We start from the raw sequence: 21927 nt of genomic DNA, 5'->3' as shown, positions 1-21927 counted from the left end.
GCAGATCTGCCGTCAGGTCTTGCTCTGGCAGTTGAACATCCAGTGGGTGCCGAATTTGTCCACCAGGGATCCGAAATAGTCACCCCAGAACATCTCCGCCAGCGGCATCTCCACCTTGCCTCCCTCGGCCAGGGCCGCGAACAGGCGATCGGTCTCGCCTCGGCTGTCCGGCTCCAGATTGAGGTAACTGTTGTTGCCCTGCACCAGGGTGAACCCCATGCTGGCCGGAGCATCCGTGCCCATCAGCACGTGGCCCCCGAGGATGGGCAGGGCCACATGCATCACCAGCTCCCCGTCTTCCTCCGACAGAGGGGGCTGGCCCGGGCAACCCGGGGACTCCTTGAACCTGTGGATGGGGCCGCTGAAGTCACCGCCGAACACTTCGCGATAGAAGAGGAAGGCAGCCTCCGTCTCCCGGGCAAAATTGAGATAGGTACTAACACGCGCCATGGGTTTCTCCTTGTCACCGATAGCTGGCCCCTGTGGCCAGCTAACAGCATAGAAGAGCACGGGGCTCTGTCAGGTGGCGCTCCGCTCCCTTCTGCGCACGGGGGAGCCGCACTCACAACCCAGGTTCGGTCGAACACGCAAAAGTGCAACCCGATTTGCAGTGGGTTGCACCTCATATAGGCATTCATAAGATGCATTGCCAACCCATTAATAATGCTGTGAAAAGCGGACAAGCAGCTGGTTTGAAAGGAGCCTAATGGAGACCGGATTCATGGAAGAATTCAACAATGTAGCCAATACATTAAAATTTCTTGCTTGAAGGTTGCACCTGGTTGCACCATCATCGGCGAAATTTAACCGTCCGGTAATATTGTTACCTTCTAGACACAGGAAGTCCCATGGCCACTACCACCCTCGGCGTCAAACTCGATGAAGCGACCCGCGACCGCCTCAAACAGGCTGCGCAGACCCTGGATCGCACTCCCCACTGGCTGATCAAGCAAGCCATCTTCACCTATCTGGAGCAACTGGATCGCGGTCTGACCCCGCCCGAGCACTCCGGGCTGGCTGCCGCCGCCGGGGAAGAGGCCGTCGAGACCCTGACCGAGCAGGGCATCCAGGTCTTCCTCGAGTTTGCCGAGAGCATTCTGCCCCAGTCCGTGCTGCGGGCCGCCATCACGGGGGCTTATCGCCGCCCCGAGACCGAAGCCGTCCCCATGCTGCTGGAGCAGGCCCGTCTGCCCAAGGAGAAGGCTGACGCGACCCAGAAGCTGGCCATGGGCATCGCCGAGAAGCTGCGCAACCAGAAGAGCGCCAGCGGCCGTCAGGGCCTGGTCCAAGGGCTGCTTCAGGAGTTCTCCCTCTCCTCCCAGGAAGGGGTGGCCCTGATGTGCCTGGCGGAGGCGCTGCTGCGCATCCCCGACAAGGCGACCCGGGATGCCCTCATCCGCGACAAGATAAGCGGCGGCAACTGGAGCCAGCACCTGGGCCAGAGCACCTCATTGTTCGTCAACGCGGCCTCCTGGGGTCTGCTCATCACCGGCAAGCTGGTGGCCACCCACAACGAGGCGGGCATGAACAGCTCCCTCAAGGGACTCATCGGCAAGGGGGGTGAGCCGCTCATCCGCAAGGGCGTCGACATGGCGATGCGCCTGATGGGTGAACAGTTCGTCACCGGCGAGACCATCGCCGAGGCGCTGGCGAACGCTGGCGGCATGGAGAGCAAGGGGTTCCGCTACTCCTACGACATGCTGGGGGAAGCGGCCCTGACCGAGGAGGACGCCAAACGCTATCTGGCCTCCTACGAGCAGGCCATCCACGCCATCGGCAAGGCCTCCCACGGTCGCGGCATCTACGAGGGGCCGGGTATCTCCATCAAGCTCTCCGCCCTGCATCCGCGCTACAGCCGCGCCCAGTACGATCGCGTCATGGAGGAGCTCTACCCCACCTTGCTGGGCCTGACCCAGCTCGCCAGGCAGTATGACATCGGCATCAACATCGACGCCGAGGAGGCCGATCGCCTGGAGATCTCCCTCGATCTGCTGGAGAAGCTCTGCTTCGATCCGTCCCTCGCCGACTGGAACGGCATCGGCTTCGTCATCCAGGCCTACCAGAAGCGCTGCCCCTATGTGATCGACTACGTCATCGACCTCGCCAAGCGCAGCCGTCACCGCCTGATGATCCGTCTGGTGAAGGGCGCCTACTGGGACAGCGAGATCAAGCGCGCCCAGCAGGAAGGGCTGGAAGGCTACCCGGTCTATACCCGCAAGCCCTACACGGACGTCTCCTACCTCGCCTGCGCCCGCAAGCTGCTGGCGGTGCCCGAGGCCATCTATCCCCAGTTCGCCACCCACAACGCCCATTCGTTGTCGGCGATTTACCAGCTCGCCGGTCAGAACTACTACCCGGGCCAGTACGAGTTCCAGTGCCTGCACGGCATGGGTGAACCCCTGTACGAACAGGTGGTCGGCAAGGTGGCCGACGGCAAGCTGGGTCGCCCCTGCCGCATCTATGCACCGGTGGGCAGCCACGAGACCCTGCTCGCCTACCTGGTGCGCCGCCTGCTGGAGAACGGGGCCAACACCTCCTTCGTCAACCGCATCGCGGACAACAACATCTCCCTCTCGGATCTGGTGCAGGATCCGGTGCAGCAGATCGAGCAGATGGCCGCCCGTGAAGGGGCCCTGGGTCTGCCCCATCCGCGCATCCCCCTGCCACGGGATCTCTACGGCGAGGCCCGCCCGAACTCCGCAGGTCTGGATCTCGCGAACGAGCACCGCCTGGGGTCACTCTCCGCCGCCCTGCTCGCCAGCACCAACACCGCCTATCAGGCCGTGCCCATGCTGGGTTGCGACACCGAGGCGCCGACCCAGTTCCAGCCCGTGCTCAACCCGGCGGATCACCGCGATGTCGTCGGTCAGGTGAGCGAAGCCACGGTAGCGCTGGTGGACAAGGCGCTCGCCTGCTCCCTCACGAGCGGCCAGATCTGGCAGTCCACCCCGCCAGCCGAGCGGGCCGCCGTGCTGGACAGGGCCGCCGACCTGATGGAATCCGAACTGCAACCCCTGATGGGCCTGCTGGTTCGCGAATCCGGCAAGACCTTTGCCAACGCCATCGCCGAGGTGCGCGAAGCGGTGGACTTCCTGCGCTACTACGCCGCCCAGGCGCGCAACCACTTCGCCAACGACACCCACAGGCCGCTCGGCCCCGTGGTCTGCATCAGCCCCTGGAACTTCCCGCTGGCCATCTTCAGCGGCCAGGTGTGCGCGGCCCTGGCCGCCGGCAATACGGTGCTGGCCAAGCCTGCCGAGCAGACCCCCCTCATCGCGGCACAAGCGGTGCGCATCCTGCTGGAAGCGGGGGTACCCGCCGGAGCGGTGCAACTGCTGCCGGGCCGTGGTGAGACCGTGGGTGCGGCGCTCATCGCGGACGAACGGGTGCGCGGCGTCATGTTCACCGGCTCCACCGAGGTGGCGGGCATCATCTCCCGCAACCTGGCCGGTCGCCTCGACGCCCAGGGTCGCACCATTCCCCTCATCGCCGAGACCGGCGGCCAGAACGCCATGATCGTCGACTCTTCCGCCTTGACCGAACAGGTGGTGATGGATGTCATCTCCTCGGCGTTCGACAGCGCCGGTCAGCGCTGCTCCGCCCTGCGAGTGCTGTGCGTGCAGGATGACGTGGCGGATCGGGTGATCCGGATGCTCAAGGGCGCCATGGCCGAGTACAAGGTCGGCAGCCCCGAGCACCTCTCCACCGACATCGGCCCCGTCATCGACGCCGAGGCCAAGGCCAACATCGAGCGCCACATCAAGGCCATGGGCGACAAGGGGCGCAAGGTGCACCAGATCGCTCGCACCCAGGGGGATGCCTGCAGCCGCGGCACCTTCGTGCTGCCGACCCTGATCGAGCTCGACAGTCTGGACGAACTGGGACGCGAAGTGTTCGGCCCGGTGCTGCACCTGGTCCGCTACCCGCGCACCCGGCTCGGGGAGCTGCTCGAGCAGATCAACGGCAGCGGCTACGGCCTGACCCTGGGTGTTCATACCCGCATCGACGAGACCATCGCCCAGGTGGTGAACGTGGCCAAGGTGGGCAACCTCTACGTCAACCGCAACATCGTGGGCGCCGTGGTCGGGGTGCAACCCTTCGGTGGGGAAGGGCTTTCCGGCACCGGTCCCAAGGCCGGTGGCCCGCTCTACATGTATCGCCTGCTCGGCGCCCGTCCCCAGGAGGCGGTGGCCAACCAGCTGCACCAGGAGTCCGGTGCCCTGCATGCCGAGGCGAAAGCCCCCCTCGTGGCCCTGCGCGACTGGGCGAGCAAGCAGGATCCGGCCCTCGCCGCCCTGTGCGATCACTACGCCGCGCTCTCCCAGAGCGGCCGTACCCAGCTGCTGACCGGCCCCACCGGCGAGCGCAACAGCTACAGCCTGCTGCCCCGGGAACGGGTGCTCTGTCTTGCCCAGGAGAAGGCCGACCTGCTGGCCCAGCTGGCCGCCTGTCTGGCGGTCGGCAGCAAGGTGCTGCTGCCGGACGATGCCCAGACACGCGCCCTGCTCTCTTCCCTGCCGACCGAGGCGCGGGATCCCATCGCGCTGGTGGCGGACTGGGCCACGGGGGAGACGGACTTCGATGCCCTGCTGCACCACGGCGACTCGGATCAGTTGCGGGAGGTAAGCAAGCTCGCCGCCGCGCGCCAGGCAGCCCGTAACGGCGCCATCATCGGTGTGCACGGCCTGCATCGCGGCGAGACCGACATCCCGCTGGAGCGCCTGCTCATCGAGCACGCCCTCTCGGTCAACACCGCCGCCGCCGGTGGCAACGCCAGCCTGATGACCATAGGCTAAGCGCCACATAGTGACGGAGACTCAAGCCCCGCCGATGCGGGGCTTGTTCTTTCGTCTCTGGGACACGCCCATGAAAAAGGCCGCCCTTGTCGGGGCGGCCTTTTTGTTCTCCCTTCTCCCCTTGCGGGAGAAGGGTTGGGGATGAGGGGCGACTCGCCTACACGTACTCCATAAACACCCGGGAAGTGAGCTTGGTGATGAGCTCATAGGGAATGGTGCCGATCTGGTCGGCCACTCGCTCTACCGGCAGCCCTTCCCCCCAGAGCACAGCCTCGTCGCCGGCCTTGTCGGTGGCGCCGGGACCGAGATCCACCGTGGTCATGTCCATGGAGACGCGACCCACCAGGGGCACGATGCGGCCATTGACCAGCACAGGCGTGCCGTTGGGGGCCATGCGCGGATAGCCGTCGCCGTAACCGATGGCAATGACCCCGAGCCGGGTATCGCGATCCGACACCCAGTTGGCGCCATAACCCACCGGCTCGCCCGCCTTGTGATCCCGCACCGCGATCAGTTGTGTCTTGAGGGTCATCACCGGCTGCAGGTCGTAATCGGCCGCCACCGTATTGGGGAAGGGGGAGACGCCATAGAGGATGACGCCGGGGCGCACCCAGTCGCAGTGGGCATCCGGCCATGCCAGGATGCCTGCCGAGTTGGCCATGGCGCGCTCGCCCTTGAGCGGCGCAGTCAGCTGGCTGAACAGGTCGATCTGTTCGCGGGTGGTGGGCTGCTCCAGCTCATCGGAGCGGCTGAAGTGAGTCATGACATTGAACGGCTGCACCACGTTCTTGCACTTGCCGAGGCGCTCGATAAAGGCGGGCATCTCCTCGGCCCGTACCCCGAGGCGGTGCATGCCGGTATCGAGCTTGAGCCAGGCCACCACGGAGGCAGGCAGCTCCGCCTGCTCCAGCGCCTCGAGCTGCTCCCAGGTGTGCACCGCGGTCTGCAGGTTGTTGGCCGCCAGCACCGGCAGGTCGGCGGCGCTGAAGAAGCCCTCCAGCAGCACGATGGGCTTGACCACGGCGCAGGAGCGCAGCATCAGCGCCTCTTCGATGCGGGCCACCGCGTAGGCGTCCGCATCCACCAGGGTGCGGGCGACCGGCAGCAGGCCGTGGCCGTAGGCATTGGCCTTGACCACGGCAATGATCTTGCATTGGGGGGCGTGGCGTTTCACCACGGCGAGGTTGTGGCGCAGGGCCGCTGTATTGATCTGGGCGATAGCCGCTTTCATCTGTTTTCCCTTACGAGGGCATGATAATCAGGCACCGGGTGGTGTCAGCCCTCAAATCTCATCGTCTAAGGCCGGACCGGCAGAATTGTCGAACCGGGAAAACTGTTTATGGATGCCGGGAGCAGGCTCCCGACTTACTTAGTAGTCATCGTCAAACGCCGGGCCCGCGTAGTTGTCAAAGCGCGAGAACTGACCCTGGAAGGTGAGCCGCACTCGTCCTATGGGGCCGTTACGCTGCTTGCCGATAATGATCTCGGCGATCCCCTTGTCGGGGCTGTCGTCGTGATAGACCTCGTCGCGGTAGATGAACATGATCAAGTCCGCATCCTGCTCGATGGAGCCGGATTCCCGCAGATCCGAGTTGACCGGGCGCTTGTCGGCCCGCTGTTCCAGGCTTCGGTTCAGCTGGGAGAGCGCCACCACGGGGCACTGCAACTCTTTCGCCAGCGCCTTGAGGGAGCGGGAGATTTCACCGATTTCCAGCGTACGGTTGTCAGACAGCGCCGGCACCCGCATCAGCTGCAGGTAGTCCACCATGATCATGCTGATGCCGCCGTTGTCCCGCGCCACCCGACGGGCACGGGAGCGCACTTCGGTCGGGGTCAGGCCGGAGGAGTCGTCGATGTACATCTTCCCCTTCTCCAGCAGCAGCCCCATGGTGGAAGAGAGCCGCGCCCAATCCTCGTCGTCGAGCTGGCCGGTCCGCACCTTGGTCTGGTCGATGCGCCCCACCGAGGCGAGCATACGCATGATGATCTGCTCGGAGGGCATCTCGAGGGAGAAGATCAGCACCGGCTTGTCGGCGGTGAGGGCCGCGTGCTCGCAAAGGTTCATGGCAAAGGTGGTCTTGCCCATGGAGGGACGGGCGGCGACGATGACCAGATCCGAACGCTGCAGGCCGGCGGTCATCTTGTCCAGATCGTTGTAGCCGGACGACACGCCGGTCACCCCGTTGTGGGGGGTCTTGAACAGCTCTTCAATCTTGTCGACGGTCTGCTCGAGGATGAGCTTCAGGGGCTGGGGGCCCTCGTTGGCGCTGGTGCGCTGCTCGGCGATCTGGAACACCTTGCTCTCGGCCAAGTCCAGCAGATCGTTGGAGGTGCGCCCCTGGGGCTCGTAGCCCGCTTCGACTATCTCGTTGGCGACCGAGATCATCTCCCGCACCACCGCCCGCTCACGCACGATCTCGGCGTAGGCACTGATGTTGGCGGCACTCGGGGTGTTCTTGGCGATCTCCACCAGATAGGCGAAGCCACCGGCCTCTTCCAGTTGCTCGGAGCGCTCGAGCTCCTCCTGCAGAGTGATGAGGTCGATGGGGTTGCCCGCGTTGGAGAGGCGGGTCATGGCCTGGAAGATCAGGCGGTGCGGGCGGCTGTAGAAATCCTTGTCGATCACCCGTTCGGCGACCCGATCCCAGGCCTCGTTGTCCAGCATCAGGCCGCCCAGTACGGACTGTTCGGCCTCAAAAGAGTGGGGAGGTACTTTCAGCTGTTGTGTCTTGGCGTCTTTTTTCGCCGTCACTTGCTCTGCCATACACATAAAAACCGCAGCGGGAAGGGGACGGGAATTTTACAAAAGAAACCCCGCCATCGCGAGTGCTAATACGTCCCGTCATCGCATCCGGCGACAAGACGGGACCCAGGCCTCGTCAGCGTCATCCACTTGTGCGCCGCAGACCTGCCTCACAGTACGGTATCTATTCACCAGGACGGGGTTGACGGCATCAGTTCTGCCGGGATGGGATAATCTGTCTTCTCGATGCACGCCCTGACCACGGCCCTCAACCACTCCTGTGGGCAGCGGCCCAATCGCTTGCCGGTCTCCACCAACGACAGGATGCGCTGGCGAAACAGCTCGCCCCGGTGAGACCACACGCCGTAGCTACCCTTGCGCCAGAGCACATAGCCACGCAGCGCCCGCTCCGCCTCGTTGTTGGTCAGCGCTATTTCGTCGTCAGTCATAAACCGCCACAGCATCTCGTCATCCCGCAGCAGCAACTGGCATCGTCCACGGTAGCGTTTGCTGCACAACAGGGCGCCGCGCTCCAACTGGCTTCGCCAGCTTTGCCGGTAACGCGCGAGCCTGCGCAGGTATTTCTGCTTGCTCAACGCACCGCTTTCCCAACGGTGCCGGGTACGAAACACCGCATCCGCCAGCAAGACCAACCGGGCACCGATGGGCTGGTTGCACTGCTCGCTACTCTCGGCGATGGCCGCGAGATTGCGGGCCACGTGGGCCCAGCACAGTTGCCGCTGGTCGGCGTCGATAAACCGGTAGCCGGCGTACTGGTCGGTCACCAGCACCCCGTCAAACTCGGCGCCCAGCAGCCGCTTGGCCGCCTCCTGACCACGGCCATAGGCCGTCATGAAGCAGACGGCTATCTTGCTCAGCGCCAGCCACATCCAGCGGCGCTCTCCACCCCGCTGATGCCGGGTCTCATCGGCATGAACGTGGGTGGCCGTCTGCACCTGCTGCTTGATGGCCTGGTAGGTCGGGGTGAGCATGGCACTCACCCGCCCCTGCGCCTCACTGATGGCGCCCCGGCTAAAACTCAGGCCGAAATGCTGTTTGAGCTGCTGCTGTATCTGGCTGACGCTCTGGTGAAACTGGCCGCTTTGCAGCGCGATGTAGCTGAGCAGATTGGCCCCCATCTGGCTGCTGCTGACGTTGTCTGGCAGTGCGGCCTGGGTCGTGCCGATACACCGTGAGCAGGTCGCACGATACAGTTGGTGTTCGGTGACGAGATAGCTCACCTCGGGCAGCTCGAACACCTGATGAACCTGATAGGGTTTGGCATGGGCCACCATGTCCCCGCCACAGCAAGCGCAATCGGCGGCAGGGTAATGCGGGACCAGGGTCAGGCGGGCATCAAGCGGATGCCGCTCGCGGCGATGTCCCTTGTGACCGGGCTGCGCCCCCGTTGCTTGCCGGACGCCGGACGCTTGCGGGCCGGCGGCGGTGCACCGGGGCCGTCGCTGGAAGGCGGCTTGGAGGAGTTGCCGCTGTGCTGATTGAGGCGGTCCTCCAGCTCGGCGATGCGGTCGAGGAGCTTATAAATCAGCTCGTTGGCCTGCTCCAGAGTGGTGGGCATTCCCGCGGAATGCATGGTGTTTTTGCTCATGGGGGGAGCGTATCTAAGGAGCAGGATCAAGCAAGCAGGAAAGTGGGATCAAGAGACGATCGTCTCATTTTTCCTGTGTCAATACTGTTCCGGTGAATACTTACACAGTACGAGAAAGGGCCAGACCAGGGTCTGATCTTTCGTTCTTGCTCTTTGTTTGTTGCGCAGCCTGCGCACCGAGCGACTCGGCCGTCTGTGTTTCATGGGCGCCTCCCCTGTCGGACGACTCAATCTGTTCATGAATAATTCATGCCATCCGTGATAATCATACCCGCAAGCTGCAACACAAAAAGGGACTGGCAGCCTGCCATGCGCCTCGCTGAGCTTGCACAAGCAGAGCATGCCCCCACCTACATGAGAGTGAAAGAGTCAAAATGAAAAAGATGCTGACCCTGTTTGCCCTGATCCTGGCCATTGGCCTTGGGGCACCCATCGCCGAGGCCAAGAAACTTGGTGGCGGCAAATCCTTTGGCAAGAGCTACAAGACGGCTCCGGCCCAACCTGCGGCCAAGCCGGTCGACACCAAGAACCCGACCGTCGGCGCCCAGGCACCCAAGAAAGGCGGCATGATGGGCGGCCTGCTGGGTGGTCTGCTGGCCGGCGGCCTGTTTGCCTACCTGCTGGGCAGCGGTGCCTTCGAAGGTCTGCAAGGGATGGACTTCCTGCTGATCGCCCTGCTGGCACTGGGCGGTGTCTTCCTGTTCCGAGCCCTGCGCAGGAACAAGGCGGCAGCGGCCCAGCCACAGACGGCCTATGCGGGCTATCAACCGCCCCAGAGCGCGGCCCCCCAGCAGTTCGAGCAAAGCCACAGCGCCCCGCAGGCCACCGGTTTTGCCGACAGCGACGTGCCCTTCCGTCTGCCCCCGGGCTTTGACATGAACGGCTTCCTGGCCGGTGCCCGCGATCACTACCGCACCCTGCAAGAGGCCTGGAACAAGAACGACCTGGAGAAGATCCGCGAGTACGTGAGCCCCGAGCTGTTCGAGCACCTCAAGGCCGAACGCGCCGAGCTCTCCGGTGAGCAGCACACCGAGGTGATGTACGTGGACACCCAGCTGGTCCGTGCCGACTACGGCAGCGACTGGGCCCAGGTGAGCGTACGCTTCAGCGGCCGCTACATGGACCGTCAGGAGCAGGTCGAGGAGGATATCAAGGAGGTGTGGCACCTCGAGCGTGATCTCGCCAAGGACAATGCCCCCTGGCATATCGTCGGCATCGAGCAGCTCTAAGGCTCAACCGACCCATTTCATCAAGGCGACCTCAGGGTCGCCTTTTTATTGCCATCAGATCGTGTCATGCCCTATTTCGGGGCAGCTTCCCGTGGCCGGATATATTTCCCGAGAGACACTGCTGATGACATTGAAAATAAAAAGAGAGGCAGCCATGGCTGCCTCTCTTTTTTATTGGCTCGGGGTGCAGGGATTATTTGCAACCCTCTACCGAGGTGGAGTTGATATAGCTGACCTCGCCGGCCGGCTGATAATCGGCGACCTGAATGGTCTTCTTCGCCGCGATATAATCCTTCAGTACACCGGCATCCACCAGACCGGCATTGATGGTGTCGATCTTCGGATAACCGTCACCACCGGCCGCGCTGAAGCTCGGGATGGAGAAGCTGTAGATTGCTGCCGGATCGAAGGCCTTCCCGCCGATGGTGGCGATGTCCACACTCTTGGCCTGGCAATCCACCGTCATCTTGATGCCGCCGAACTGGGCATAGCCACCGGTATTGGCGGTCTTGGTCGCAACCTGACCCAGGTAGGTCAGCAGCTCGTTGCCGCTCATGGTCGCCTTGTTGACGGTGTTGCCGAACGGATGCACGGTCAGCACGTCACGGTAGCTGATGTCCCCTGCCGCGATGGAGGCACGCACCCCGCCGGAGTTGACGATGCCAAAGTCGGTGCTCAGCTTCTCGGCAGTCGCGGTGGTGATGAGACGACCCAGGTTGGTCTGCTTGTTGCGCACGTTGGCGCGTTCACCGTCCAGTACGCCATCGGTGGCACCGATGACCACACCCAGCTCCTGCTGTCCCTTCTCCTGATAGGTGAGCAGGGTGTTGTAGAGCTCGGGATCCTTGACGATCTCTTCCTGAATGAAATCACCGTCCGCATTCTTCAGGTTGACCGGGATCAGATCGTACTGGGTCAGGGTCAGCTTGCCATTCTGATAGTCAAACTGGGCACGACCCACATACTTGCCCCACTCGTGAGCCTGCATGATCCAGGTGCCGTTCTGCTGATCCGGCTGGCAGTCGTCGCCCGGCTTGAAGTCCGGGAATTCAGATAATAAGTGCGACACTCATGGATGAATGGCGAGAGGTGGCCAACTGCTGATTGGTGGTACCCTTCTGCTCGCCAAAGTAAAAGCAGTATCACCATGAGCTATCAGCAGTTGACCGAGGGGCAACGATACCAGTTATCGGTGCTTCGCGCACAGGGGATGTCCATCCTTGCCACCGCACGCGCCATTGGCGTTCATCGCTCCACCCTCTACCGGGAGCTGCGTCGTAACGCCGGGCCGCAGGGCTACCAGCCAGACAATGCGCATCAGCACGCCACCCACCGACGGGCCAGTGCGGCCAAATCTCGGCTATCTGCCGATGTCATCCAGTTTGTCGAGCTGACACTCGCCTGGTGGTGGAGCCCGGAGCAGATAAGCGCGGTGGGCAAGCAGATAGGCCTCATGGTGAGTCACGAGTGGATATACCGCCATGTGGCCGCCGACAAAGCCCGGGGTGGCCAGTTGTACCGCCATCTGCGCCAGGGCCACAAGCGCTACCGCAAGGGGGCGAGCAGCCTGCGTTCTCCCATCAAGGAAGCCCGCTCTATTGATGAACGGCCGGCTATCGTCGATAGCCGGGAGCGGCTCGGTGATTGGGAGGCGGACACGGTGCTGGGCAAGCAAGGCACAGGTGCACTGGTCACCCTGGTGGAGCGCAAGAGCCGGCTCTATCTGGTCAAGCGGGTCGCGAGCAAACAGGCTGGGGTGGTGCGGGATGCGATAATCGAGATGTTAACGCCCTACATCGAGCAGGTGCATACCATCACCTTTGACAACGGCGGCGAGTTTGCCGAACACAAGGCGATAGAGGAAGCGCTGGGTGCCGAGACTTACTTTGCGCACCCTTACTCTTCGTGGGAGCGCGGTCTGAACGAGAACAGCAATGGGCTGTTGAGGCAGTTTATCCCAAAGGGAACAGACCTGAGAGAGGTCACGGACGAGGATGTCAGGAGAGCGGAGCAGTGGCTCAACCTACGACCTCGGAAATGTCTCGGATTCAGGCAGCCTGTCAAGGTATTCGAAGAGTACCGTCAGGCGGCATAGGCGAGTGTCGCACTTCGAAGTTGAATTCGCGGTCGGCGTACTTGTCCGGGGTACCCGGCTCCATGCAGACCGGGTTCTGGGAGTGACCACCGATGATGGCGTCCAGGGTGCCTGCCGGCAGCGCACGGGCCATCTCCACGTCACCCGGTGCGTTGCTGCCGTGCTGACCATTCTCGTAATGGCCCATGTGGGTGATGGCAAGAACCAGGTTCGCCTCTTTGTTGTCGCGGATCTGCTTGCCGAGATTGGCGGCTTCCGTGGTCGGATCGCGGAACTCCAGGGTCTGGACGTTGTTGGGATCCACCAGCTGGGCGGTGTCCTCTGTGGTCAGACCCAGCACGGCGACCTTGAGGCCGCTCTCCAGCTTGAACACCTTGTAGGGATCGAAGTAGCGCTTGCCGCTCGTCTTGTCATAGATGTTGGCGGAGATCATCGGGAACTGGGCCCACTGGCGCTGTTTCTCGAGGATGGTCAGGGGGTTGTCGAACTCGTGGTTACCCACCGCCATGGCATCGTAACGGATGCTGTTCATGGCCATGAAGTCCGGCTCTGCATCCTGCAGATCCGACTCTGGCACTCCGGTGTTGACGTCACCGCCGGAGAGCACCAGCACTTCGCTGCCCGCCGCTTTCGCCTCGGCACGCAGCCGCTCGACCAGGGTCTTCTGGGCCGCCATGCCATATTCGCCCTTGTCGTTGTGCCAGAAACGACCGTGGGTATCATTGGTATGCAAAATGGTCAGCTTGCAGACATTTTCGGTGCAGGGGGCGACGCTGTCGTTGCTTGAGGTATTGCAGCCGCTCAATGCGGCAAGCACTGCCAGTGCGATACTTCCTTTGACAAATTTATAATTCATTTCCATATCACCTTGTTATTTTGTTATTGGACGACCCTATCCAGGATCGGGCGGTAATATAACAAACAACATGTGACGGTTTTTCATCGGCGACTCACAAATTCCGCCAAATGTGATCATCCACGCAACCTGTTTCCCCTATTTGGAACAGAGGCACCCCACTCGCAGAGCAATTTCCCCCATGATGGCAGCCCGCCGGTAACGGTTATGGCATACTGCCCGCCAATCAATGCCAAGGAGTGCCTGGAATGGCCAAGTACGACAAAATTTCCCCCGAAACCCAGCAGGAGGCGATGAAGATCGCCCGTGCCAACCAGAAGCCGGGGCAGACCAAGGAGCAAACCCAGCTCATCGCCCAGGGGATCCAGAAGGGCATAGACGAATACAAGAAACAGATGAAGGCGAAGGCCCGCGAGGCCAGCCGCCAGAAGAAACTGCAAGCCAAAGCCAGGCACTCTTCCCAAGAGACGTCGGAAGAGGAGAGCGAAGCCGAGGTCATCGAGCTCACCCGCCAGCACCCGCTGCCCTGGATCCTGCTGGTGCTGAGCTGGCTGGTATTTGCCGTGCTCTGGTTCTGGTTCCGCTGATCCTGCCCAGGCAAACCTTTGCCCTGCGATCCGCTTCACAGCCCGGGCGCGGGGGACTGGTCATTCCCCACCAGGACTGCCTACACTCTGCCCCCCTTGTCAGGAGACCCTCATCATGAATCCGGCCCCGCTCTATCTGCTGGCTCCCCTCGCCCTCTTCCTCGTGACCCTGGTGCTCTATCGCATCTCGCCACTGCGGGCGGTCGCCGCCGGCCATGCCCGCTGGTTTATCCTGCCCGCCTTCACCCTCTTTATCCTGCTCATCGTCATCAATGGCAATGCGGATCCCGCCCTGCGAAGCCCTGCTTTCCACTGGCTGATGCCGGGGCTGGGCTTTGCCCTGAGCCTGTTCCCTGCCCTGCCCAAGGCACTGGTACCGCGCCTGGCTATCAAGGAGGGAGCCTTTGCTGCCCTGGGTCTGATGCTGATGAGCCTTGCCATGGTCTACTGATCGGCAAACGCTGGCGTCACGATGGCGCCAGCCCCCCTTCTTGTACAAAGAATGGCCTTCAGGCATCTTGGTGGGCGGATAACCGGCATGGAGGCCAGATGAACAATCCGCCCGATTTCATGGCGCTGTGGGATTATCAGGATCCCGTTGCCAGCGCCCAGCGTTTTCAAGCACTGCTGCCCGAGGCGCGTGCCACCAACCTGCAATGGGAGCTGGAGCTCCTCACCCAGATAGCCCGTACCCATTCGCTGCAACGCCAGTTTGCACAGGCGCACCAGCTGCTCGACGAGATAGAACCCCGCCTCACCGAGGCGACTCCACGGGCCCGCCTGCGCGCCTTGCTGGAGCGTGGCCGCACCTTCAACTCCGCCGGTGACAAGGTCAGCGCCAAAGCCCTGTTTGAACAGGCCTGGCAACTGGGAGAGCAGCTCGAAGAACACTATCTGGCCATCGATGCGGCCCACATGGTGGCCATCGCCGCCCCCTTGGAGGAGCAGAGCCACTGGCACCAGCTGGCGATGACCCTGGCCGAGCGCAGTCACGACAAGCGGACGCGAGGCTGGCTCGCCACCCTCTATAACAATCAGGGCTGGACCCTGTTCGAGCTGGGTCGCCTCGACGAGGCCATCGCCTGTCAGCAAAAGTGCCTGGCCTGGCACGAGCAGCACAACAACCAGGGCAAAGCCTTTATCGCCCGCTGGAGTCTGGCGCGCCTGAGCCGGGCCCAGGAGCGCCATGAACAGGCCATGGCCGAACTGGCGCAGTTGCGCGACGACATGGCCGCCGCAGGCACCCCCGAGGATGGCTATGTGTTCGAGGAGCTGGGGGAGAATGCACTCGTGCTCAATGATCCCGCGGCGACCGAGTACTTTGCCCGCGCCTGGTTTCTGCTGTCACAGGATGGCTGGTTCACCGCCAACGAGGCAGAACGACTGGCCAGGCTCAAGCTGCTCGCCAAACTCTGATAAGCGTGCGGGGCGACCAATTGGCCGCCCCGCACATCAGCATGTCTGCCCGGGAGCAGAGGTGACGGCTCAGGCCGGACTCGCCTCTTCCCAGCTCTGCTTCTTGCGATAAATCGTGGAAGGGCTTATTTCCAGCAGGGCCGCCGCCTTGGGGATGTTGCCGTCACAACTGGCGATGGCCTGCTCGATGGCCTCCTTCTCCACCTGCCAGAGCGGACGGACCTGCCTGCGAACGACGACGGATTCTGACTGGGGATCCGCGATCCCGACCGCAGGCTCCGGGGCTAGGGTACGCCCCCCGTTGAGGGGAGGTGGCAGGATATCCGGGCTCACCAGCTCGCCATCGTTGAGCACCACTATGTTGCGCACCACGTTTTGCAGCTCGCGCACGTTGCCGGGCCAGGGATAGTCGAGCAGCACCTGCACTGCGTCCGCATCAAAATCCCTGAACCGCTTGTTCTCCTCACCGGCATAACGCAGCAGCAACTCCCGGGCCAGCAGCAGGATGTCCTCTCCCCGCTCCCTCAGGGGGGGCAGCGCCAGCGGGATCACATGCAGGCGGTAGTAAAGGTCTTCACGAAACCGTCCGGCCTTGACCTCCACCAAGGGATCCCGGTTGGTGGCGCAGACAAAGCGCACATCCACCGTCTCCAGCTTGCCGCTGCCGACCCGCTGCAAGGTGCCGGTCTGGATGAAACGCAGCAGCTTGCTCTGCAGGTCGAGATCCATCTCGCAGATCTCGTCGAGGAAGAGGGTACCGCCGTCCGCCAGACTGGCCGCCCCCTTGCGATCCCCTTGGGCACCGGTAAACGACCCCTTCACGTGGCCGAAGATCTCGCTCTCCATCAGGTCATGGGGAATGGCGGCGCAGTTGAGGGCGATGAAGGGCTGATCCCGACGCGGGCTGCACTGGTGGATGGCCTCGGCGCACACCTCCTTGCCGGTGCCGCTCTCGCCAGTGATGAAGACGGTGGCCTTGCTCGGCGCCGCGCTCTCGATGATGCGATAGACCGCCTGCATCGCCATGGAGGCGCCGATGAAACCGGCAAAGGAGCTGCGCTCGAAGTTTTCCCGATACTGGGCCACCAGCGAGCTGAGCTGCTGGTGCTTCAGGGCATTGCGCGCCGTGGCGCACAGGCGCTTGCCATCGAACGGCTTGGTGAGAAAATCGAAGGCCCCGAACCGCATCGCCTCCACCGCCACATCCACCGAGCCGTGAGCGGTGATCACTACCACGGAGCAGGGCAGTTGCCGCTCAGTGATCTGCTGCAAGATGTCCATGCCGGACATGTCGGGCAACTCCAGGTCGAGCAGCACCACGGGGGGCGGGCTTGCCAGCAATTGTGCCAAAGCCTGCTGGCCACAATCTGCCAGCTGCACCTCGTAGCCATCCTGGGCCAGATACTGCTCATAGACGACCGCCAGACTGCGGGTATCTTCCACCAACAGGACACGGGGTTTGCTTTCAGCCACGAGATCCATCCTTGCGCTTGATTTTGTTGTCTATTCTGGGGGCTAGCCGCCACACACTCAAGACGGCCTCATCGCTTTATCCGGGGGATTGCGACAATACACAAGCAAAAACGGCTCCCTGGGGAGCCGTTTTTATGGTGCTTTGAGCTTATTTCTTGGCGTTGTCGCCATCGGCAGCCGGTTTTTCGATGGCCAGCAGCTCTACGTCAAATACCAGCACGGCGTTGGCCGGGATGGAACCTGCACCGTTCTCGCCATAGGCCAGCTTGGACGGCAGGAAGAACTTGAACTTGGAGCCGACCGGCATCAGTTGCACCCCTTCGGTCCAGCCCGGGATCACCTGGTTGAGCGGGAAGGTAGCCGGCTCGCCGCGATCGACGGAGCTGTCAAACTTGGTGCCGTCGGTCAGGGTACCGGTGTAGTGTACCTTGACGATGTCGGTGGCCTTCGGCTTGGCGCCGTCACCCATCTTCTCGACCTGATATTGCAGGCCGGACTCGGTGCTCTTCACGCCCTCTTTCTTGGCGTTGGCAGCCAGGAACTCTTCACCCTTCTTCAGGTTTTCCACGGCATCCTTGTCGGCCTTCGCCTTGGTCAGCTCGTTGATCTTGGCGTCGTATTCCTGCAGAACCTTCTGGATCTCCTCGTCGGTCATCTTGGCTTCTTTGCCCAGACCGTCGGTGACTCCCTTCAGGATCACGGTGTTGTCCAGCTTGATGCCGAGCTCCTGCTGGCGCTCCAGGGTATTGGCGATATAACGACCCATGGAGAGGCCGATCGCATAGCCGGATTGCTCTTCAAAGCTCTTGGCCTCAGCCTTGGGGGCCTCTGCCGGCTTGCTGGCTTCTGCCTTGACCTCTGCGGTGTTGGTCGCAGCAGGTTTCTCATCTTTTTGGCAAGCAGTCAGACCGACGGCAACCGCCGCAGCCAACAGGGACACCTTCAGAAAATTGTTCATCAGTTTCTCCAAAACTCTAAATACCGCTCTCGGTTCCTTCGTGAAATGAGAGGTTTATCGTGATAAGCGCCTTATACTAACGCCGTGATCGCAGGTAACGAAAGCATGAGACAGGAAAAATGATCAAAAGTGCCATTTATCTCATCGGTATTTGCCTGATGCTGACGGGGTGCGAACAACGCTCACTTCCCAGCCAGCAGATCCGCCTCGCCAACCAGGGTCTGCTGAGCGCGGATCTCGCCAGTTCCGGCAAGCTCGCGCTCGTCTCCAGCCTGAGTCAGGGCACTGTGGTGTGGGATCTGGAACAGGGCAAGGAGCGCTGGCGCTGGCGCCAGAGCGAAGACCAGGAGGAGTACGTCACCCTGACCCGCTTCTCCCCCGATGACAGCCATGCCATCACCGCCACTCAGCACACCTTCGCCATCTGGCGCTTGCAGGATGGCCGCTCCCAGGGCTACTACTCCCTGCCAGAATCCCGCCTGCGCGATGCGGCGATCTCGGCGGATGGCCGCCAGGTGCTCATCGGCCGTGAAGACGGCAAGGCGGAAGTGGTCGACACCCAGACCGGACGCCGGCTGCAATTCCTCGGCCACACCGAACAGGTCAACACGGTGGATCTCTCCCCCAATGGTCGCTATGCCCTCACCGGCGGCAACGATTACAGCGCCTATCTGTGGGATACCCGCACGGGCCAGGTGGTGTGGCGCTTCAACCACGCCGGGCGAGTCGTGATGGCGAGACTGGATCCGTCCGGACACTTCGCCTTCACCGCAGACAGTCGCCAGGCCAGCATCTGGGATCTCAAAACCGGCAAGGAGCACAGCAGGTTGCAATACGATCACCGCTTCGAGGTCTACACCAGCGCCCGCTTTGCCAACGGCGGCAACTGGCTCATCACCGGCGCCCCCTCCCGCCAGCTCACTCTGTGGCAGGTGAGTGACGGCCAGCCGTTGCAGAGCTGGCGCGTCTCACCCCATCCCAAGGTGAAACCGCCGAGCGCTGTGGTCTATGGCGTGGCTTTGCGCGACAATGACCACCTCGTCAGTGCCAGCTCCAGTGGCCTGGCTGAAATCTGGACTATCAAGTAAGGACCAAAAGGCCCATGAGTCAGCAACTAAACGAACGCCTCGAAACCCTGGAAAGCCGCCTCGCTTTTGCCGAATATACGGTGGAGCAGCTCAACGACGAGGTCACCACCCAGGGTCGCGAGCTGGACCGGCTCAAACACCAGATCCATCTACTGGTGGATAAATTGCAGAGCGTACAGCCGAGCCAGATCGCCAGCATGGCCGAAGAGACGCCGCCACCGCACTACTGATGAGTGCCAACCATAAAAAAACCCGCGCCATGCGCGGGTTTTTTTATCATCGGCCAGGCCGTGATCAGTGCTGATGGCCCTTGCCACCACAACCGCCACCACCGCAGCAACCACCGTGACCGTGATCGTCGCCGTGATCGTGTGCATGGTTGTGACCATGGCCGCCACAGCAGCCACCGTGGTCATGATCGTGATCATGGCCGTGATCATGGTCATGACCATGATCGTGACCGCAGCCACCGGCGCCGTGCACATGGCCATGGGCCAGCTCTTCGGCGGTCGCGGCACGCACGTCCTTGATCTCGACCTTGAAGCCCAGGGTCACGCCAGCCAGGGGATGATTGCCGTCCACCTTGATGAACTCCTCGGACACCTCGATGACGGTCACCGGGCGGTGGCCGTCGTCGGTCTCGGCCACAAAAGTATCCCCTTCAGACACTTCCATACCGTCGAACAGCTCGCCGGGCACTTCCTGCACCAGATTCTCGTCGTACTCGCCATAGGCCTGGTTCGGCGTCAGGGTGACGTCGAACGCCTCGCCCACGCTGCGACCTTCCAGCTCGGCTTCGAGGCCGGAGACCAGGTAACGGGTACCGTGCAGATACACCAGCGGCTCTTTACCGACAGTGGTGTCGATGACTTCACCGTGTTCGTCGGTGACCGTGTATTCCAGCGTAACCACGCTCAGGGGAGCTACTTTCATGTCAGGGATCCTGCGGATAGAAAAAAACGGGCTCAGAATACCTCAAAAAGGCAGACAAGCATATGGTCGGCCCGGCTTCAATGTGATGAAGAAGTCATCAACAGCGACCAGCCTGACCGGCGTACCATCACCTTGAGGCATGGCACTCACTCGGGACGAAACACCCCTATCACCTGCTCCGCCTCACGCGTCGCCTTGTCCACCTGCTCCTGGGTCTGCACCTGGGTATCCCCGCACTCGACACAGGTCACCTTCTCGACTCCATGCTCCATATACAGCATCATGGTGTCCATCTTGCCGCACGCCGGGCAAACCGCCCCGGCAATGAAGCGTTTTTTACGTCTGGTTTCCATTTTTGTTACCTCCAGGCAGCATCATATCAGGGTTTTTACATGCATCACGCCATCGAATATCAGCATTTTTCCACTTCCACCCTTCAGGTCGGCCCCCGCAAGCGCTCCCCCATGGGCCAATTGCTGCGCGTCACCCAGGGGGTGGCGCTGCTGAAATTGGGTGCCCATGAGCTGCTGCTGACACCTGGCAGCCACTTCTGGCTCTGTGCCGATGCCCTCGCCGCCTTCACCCCTCTGGCTGGCTGCCAGCATGATCTGCTGGCCTGCTCCGTGCGGGTGCCCCAGCCCGCCCAGGCTGGCTGGTTGCAGGCAAGCCCGTTGATGGACGCACTGCTGGACAGCCTGGCGGCCTGGTCACGCCCCCGCGACTGGCAAGGCCCCTATGGGCAGCGGCTGCAAGTGGTGGGGGATGAGTTGCACGGCTGCACCATCTCGTCACTGGGGGATCAGGCACTGCAAGATGCCTGGCAAGCCCTGGCCAGAGCGCAGCCGGATAGCGTGTCTGCCTGGCAGACCCTGCTGGGCACTCGCGGTCTCGAGGGCCCGGACGCCCGGGCACTGCAGGATCAGTGGCAACTGTTGCAGGGGATTCGCCTGCTGCGAAGCGGCAGCACACCGTCACAGGTGGTGAGCAGGCTGGGTTATCGGGATGAAAGCGCGCTGGCCGAGGCTCATCTGCAATGGCTCGGGGCGCCCCTCTCCCCTCAGCCGTCCGCGACCCGATAAGAGAGGCATAAATGGATGGCAAAAGAAATCCAGTTTTGCGGCTCACCGCCGCTAACAACAAAGGAGTCATTCATGTCACCATCTTTTATGCTGAACACCCGATTGACCGTCACCGACTAGATCAACAGGACATCCGCCATGACGAGCAAGGCCAACCAATCCCAAGGCATGTTGCTGTTCCACCTCTCTGCCAGACAATCTTTCGCCATCGGTACCCTCAAGGTGAAGGAGATCGTGCCCTACACCCAGCTCACCGCCCTGCCACAATCCCATCCCACCGTGCTCGGGGCCGCCAGCATGCGCGGCACCACCATCCCGGTGATCGACATGGCAATGGCCGTGGGCTACCGCCCCATCAGCCGGGAGGAGATGCCCCACTGCTTCATCATCATCACCGATTGCCGCCGCACCCTGGTGGGCTTTCTGGTGCGGGGCATCGACAAGATCACCGAGTGCAACTGGCGTGACATCGAGCCGCCCCCTCCCTCCTTGGGACAGAACGTCTTCGTCACCGGCGTGACCCGGGTGGGAGAACAGTTGATCCAGTTGCTGGATGTGGAACTCATCCTGTCGCGGGTCTATCCGGACGATCCCAGCCATCTCTACCCCGTGCTGACCGACGTGCAGCGCGAGCGGCTCAAGCCGATGCGGATCCTGCTGGTGGACGACTCCTCCGTTGCCCGTCGCCAGCTCATGGCGGCGCTCGATTACATCAATATCCCCTACGAGGTCTGCACCAACGGACGCGACGCCCTCACCCTGATGCAGACCCGGGTCTCCCAGGGCAAGCGGATCGACATCCTGGTGAGCGATATCGAGATGCCGGGGCTGGATGGTTACGAGCTGGCCTTCGAGGTGCAGAGCGATGCCAAGCTGGCGGGAGCCTACATCATCCTGCACACCTCCCTCTCCAGCGAGATCAGCGTGGAGCGGGCCCATCAGGTCGGCGCCCACGAGGCGCTCACCAAGTTTGAAGCCAACGAACTGATCCAGGCCATGCTGCGCGGCGCCGAGCACCACGATCGTCTGATGGCCTGATGTCGCGGCGAGCCAAGGGCTCGCCGC

The 21927-nt window shown here is 62.4% G+C and carries 19 protein-coding genes and 1 pseudogene; 10 read left to right on the top strand and 10 right to left on the bottom strand.

Annotated features, from left to right (window positions below; genetic code table 11):
- Positions 1-12: 12 nt before the first annotated feature.
- Complete coding sequence (locus H7R73_RS04780; protein ID WP_041211205.1) at positions 13-450, bottom strand: VOC family protein; 438 nt, start codon at positions 448-450, stop codon at positions 13-15.
- 398 nt (positions 451-848) lie between these two features.
- Between H7R73_RS04780 and putA the strand changes: the two genes are divergently transcribed.
- The gene (putA, locus tag H7R73_RS04775) at positions 849-4796 is read left to right on the top strand and encodes a trifunctional transcriptional regulator/proline dehydrogenase/L-glutamate gamma-semialdehyde dehydrogenase (RefSeq protein WP_103260732.1); all 3948 of its coding nucleotides are present in this window, start codon (positions 849-851) and stop codon (positions 4794-4796) included.
- 157 nt (positions 4797-4953) lie between these two features.
- On the opposite strand, the gene alr is transcribed toward putA, so the two are convergent.
- The 3 genes and pseudogenes from alr to H7R73_RS04760 all read right to left on the bottom strand — a co-directional run bounded on the left by alr (position 4954) and on the right by H7R73_RS04760 (position 9148).
- A complete protein-coding gene (alr, locus tag H7R73_RS04770; RefSeq protein ID WP_103260733.1) occupies positions 4954-6027 on the bottom strand; it encodes an alanine racemase in 1074 nt (357 codons plus the stop codon).
- 138 nt (positions 6028-6165) lie between these two features.
- Complete coding sequence (dnaB, locus tag H7R73_RS04765; protein WP_039040054.1) at positions 6166-7560, bottom strand: replicative DNA helicase; 1395 nt, start codon at positions 7558-7560, stop codon at positions 6166-6168.
- 167 nt (positions 7561-7727) lie between these two features.
- Positions 7728-9148, bottom strand: a pseudogene (locus H7R73_RS04760) (IS66-like element ISKpn15 family transposase).
- 374 nt (positions 9149-9522) lie between these two features.
- Between H7R73_RS04760 and H7R73_RS04755 the strand changes: the two are divergent.
- The gene (locus H7R73_RS04755; protein WP_010673257.1) at positions 9523-10377 is read left to right on the top strand and encodes a Tim44 domain-containing protein; all 855 of its coding nucleotides are present in this window, start codon (positions 9523-9525) and stop codon (positions 10375-10377) included.
- A gap of 193 nt (positions 10378-10570) precedes the next feature.
- Here H7R73_RS04755 and H7R73_RS04750 read toward each other — a convergent pair whose 3' ends face one another.
- Positions 10571-11446 (bottom strand): 5'-nucleotidase C-terminal domain-containing protein, encoded by an 876-nt coding sequence (locus tag H7R73_RS04750; RefSeq protein ID WP_232092740.1) that lies wholly within the window; start codon positions 11444-11446, stop codon positions 10571-10573.
- A gap of 78 nt (positions 11447-11524) precedes the next feature.
- Between H7R73_RS04750 and H7R73_RS04745 the strand changes: the two genes are divergently transcribed.
- A complete protein-coding gene (locus tag H7R73_RS04745) occupies positions 11525-12472 on the top strand; it encodes an IS30-like element ISAs2 family transposase (RefSeq protein WP_019706001.1) in 948 nt (315 codons plus the stop codon).
- Here H7R73_RS04745 and H7R73_RS04740 read toward each other — a convergent pair.
- Positions 12438-13328, bottom strand: a complete 891-nt coding sequence (locus H7R73_RS04740; RefSeq protein WP_269475236.1) for a metallophosphoesterase — start codon at positions 13326-13328, stop codon at positions 12438-12440. The genes H7R73_RS04745 and H7R73_RS04740 overlap by 35 nt on opposite strands.
- Positions 13329-13576: 248 nt before the next feature.
- On the opposite strand from H7R73_RS04740, the gene H7R73_RS04735 reads away from it, so the two are divergent.
- The 3 genes from H7R73_RS04735 to H7R73_RS04725 all read left to right on the top strand — a co-directional run bounded on the left by H7R73_RS04735 (position 13577) and on the right by H7R73_RS04725 (position 15331).
- Positions 13577-13915: a DUF2956 domain-containing protein gene (locus H7R73_RS04735; RefSeq protein ID WP_103260734.1), complete on the top strand. Its 339-nt coding sequence runs from the start codon at positions 13577-13579 to the stop codon at positions 13913-13915.
- A gap of 115 nt (positions 13916-14030) precedes the next feature.
- Positions 14031-14366 carry a hypothetical protein gene (locus H7R73_RS04730; protein WP_103260735.1) on the top strand — a complete coding sequence of 112 codons (336 nt, stop codon included), beginning with the start codon at positions 14031-14033 and terminating at the stop codon, positions 14364-14366.
- 98 nt (positions 14367-14464) lie between these two features.
- Positions 14465-15331: a tetratricopeptide repeat protein gene (locus H7R73_RS04725; protein WP_103260736.1), complete on the top strand. Its 867-nt coding sequence runs from the start codon at positions 14465-14467 to the stop codon at positions 15329-15331.
- Between the two features lie 69 nt (positions 15332-15400).
- Here H7R73_RS04725 and H7R73_RS04720 read toward each other — a convergent pair whose 3' ends face one another.
- Entirely contained in the window at positions 15401-16804 is a 1404-nt protein-coding gene (locus H7R73_RS04720) for a sigma-54-dependent transcriptional regulator (protein WP_042881314.1), read from the bottom strand.
- A 148-nt stretch (positions 16805-16952) separates the two neighbouring features.
- Positions 16953-17762, bottom strand: a complete 810-nt coding sequence (gene fkpA, locus H7R73_RS04715) for an FKBP-type peptidyl-prolyl cis-trans isomerase (RefSeq protein WP_182951536.1) — start codon at positions 17760-17762, stop codon at positions 16953-16955.
- A gap of 119 nt (positions 17763-17881) precedes the next feature.
- Between fkpA and H7R73_RS04710 the strand changes: the two genes are divergently transcribed.
- Together H7R73_RS04710 and H7R73_RS04705 are read left to right on the top strand one after the other, a co-directional pair.
- On the top strand, positions 17882-18850 hold the full coding sequence (locus H7R73_RS04710) for a WD40 repeat domain-containing protein (RefSeq protein WP_042864336.1): 969 nt from the start codon (positions 17882-17884) through the stop codon (positions 18848-18850).
- A 14-nt stretch (positions 18851-18864) separates the two neighbouring features.
- Positions 18865-19080: a SlyX family protein gene (locus tag H7R73_RS04705; RefSeq protein ID WP_010673249.1), complete on the top strand. Its 216-nt coding sequence runs from the start codon at positions 18865-18867 to the stop codon at positions 19078-19080.
- A gap of 64 nt (positions 19081-19144) precedes the next feature.
- Here H7R73_RS04705 and H7R73_RS04700 read toward each other — a convergent pair whose 3' ends face one another.
- Positions 19145-19783, bottom strand: coding sequence for an FKBP-type peptidyl-prolyl cis-trans isomerase (locus H7R73_RS04700; protein ID WP_010673248.1), 639 nt, complete (start codon positions 19781-19783; stop codon positions 19145-19147).
- Positions 19784-19929: 146 nt separating this feature from the next.
- Positions 19930-20136 (bottom strand): YheV family putative zinc ribbon protein, encoded by a 207-nt coding sequence (locus tag H7R73_RS04695; RefSeq protein ID WP_010673247.1) that lies wholly within the window; start codon positions 20134-20136, stop codon positions 19930-19932.
- Between the two features lie 39 nt (positions 20137-20175).
- Between H7R73_RS04695 and H7R73_RS04690 the strand changes: the two genes are divergently transcribed.
- Positions 20176-20862: a hypothetical protein gene (locus tag H7R73_RS04690; protein ID WP_103255045.1), complete on the top strand. Its 687-nt coding sequence runs from the start codon at positions 20176-20178 to the stop codon at positions 20860-20862.
- Between the two features lie 138 nt (positions 20863-21000).
- Complete coding sequence (locus H7R73_RS04685) at positions 21001-21900, top strand: chemotaxis protein (protein ID WP_042864337.1); 900 nt, start codon at positions 21001-21003, stop codon at positions 21898-21900.
- Positions 21901-21927: the final 27 nt, after the last annotated feature.

The sequence above is a fragment of the Aeromonas sp. WP2-W18-CRE-05 genome, assembly GCF_014168615.1.
In the GTDB taxonomy this organism is placed as follows: Bacteria; Pseudomonadota; Gammaproteobacteria; order Enterobacterales; family Aeromonadaceae; genus Aeromonas; species Aeromonas caviae.
The sequence above is the reverse complement of the archived record's forward strand: the minus strand, read 5'-3'. Positions and strand labels throughout refer to the sequence as shown.

Coding starts and splice junctions, on each gene's coding strand:
- H7R73_RS04710 (WP_042864336.1), top strand. CDS start 17,882: ATGATCAAAAGTGCCATTTATCTCATCGGTATTTGCCTGATGCTGACG.
- H7R73_RS04695 (WP_010673247.1), bottom strand. CDS start 20,136: ATGGAAACCAGACGTAAAAAACGCTTCATTGCCGGGGCGGTTTGCCCG.
- alr (WP_103260733.1), bottom strand. CDS start 6,027: ATGAAAGCGGCTATCGCCCAGATCAATACAGCGGCCCTGCGCCACAAC.
- H7R73_RS04700 (WP_010673248.1), bottom strand. CDS start 19,783: ATGAAAGTAGCTCCCCTGAGCGTGGTTACGCTGGAATACACGGTCACC.
- dnaB (WP_039040054.1), bottom strand. CDS start 7,560: ATGGCAGAGCAAGTGACGGCGAAAAAAGACGCCAAGACACAACAGCTG.
- H7R73_RS04685 (WP_042864337.1), top strand. CDS start 21,001: ATGACGAGCAAGGCCAACCAATCCCAAGGCATGTTGCTGTTCCACCTC.
- H7R73_RS04690 (WP_103255045.1), top strand. CDS start 20,176: ATGCATCACGCCATCGAATATCAGCATTTTTCCACTTCCACCCTTCAG.
- H7R73_RS04755 (WP_010673257.1), top strand. CDS start 9,523: ATGAAAAAGATGCTGACCCTGTTTGCCCTGATCCTGGCCATTGGCCTT.
- H7R73_RS04730 (WP_103260735.1), top strand. CDS start 14,031: ATGAATCCGGCCCCGCTCTATCTGCTGGCTCCCCTCGCCCTCTTCCTC.
- H7R73_RS04705 (WP_010673249.1), top strand. CDS start 18,865: ATGAGTCAGCAACTAAACGAACGCCTCGAAACCCTGGAAAGCCGCCTC.
- H7R73_RS04735 (WP_103260734.1), top strand. CDS start 13,577: ATGGCCAAGTACGACAAAATTTCCCCCGAAACCCAGCAGGAGGCGATG.
- H7R73_RS04725 (WP_103260736.1), top strand. CDS start 14,465: ATGAACAATCCGCCCGATTTCATGGCGCTGTGGGATTATCAGGATCCC.
- putA (WP_103260732.1), top strand. CDS start 849: ATGGCCACTACCACCCTCGGCGTCAAACTCGATGAAGCGACCCGCGAC.
- H7R73_RS04780 (WP_041211205.1), bottom strand. CDS start 450: ATGGCGCGTGTTAGTACCTATCTCAATTTTGCCCGGGAGACGGAGGCT.
- H7R73_RS04740 (WP_269475236.1), bottom strand. CDS start 13,328: ATGAATTATAAATTTGTCAAAGGAAGTATCGCACTGGCAGTGCTTGCC.
- fkpA (WP_182951536.1), bottom strand. CDS start 17,762: ATGAACAATTTTCTGAAGGTGTCCCTGTTGGCTGCGGCGGTTGCCGTC.
- H7R73_RS04745 (WP_019706001.1), top strand. CDS start 11,525: ATGAGCTATCAGCAGTTGACCGAGGGGCAACGATACCAGTTATCGGTG.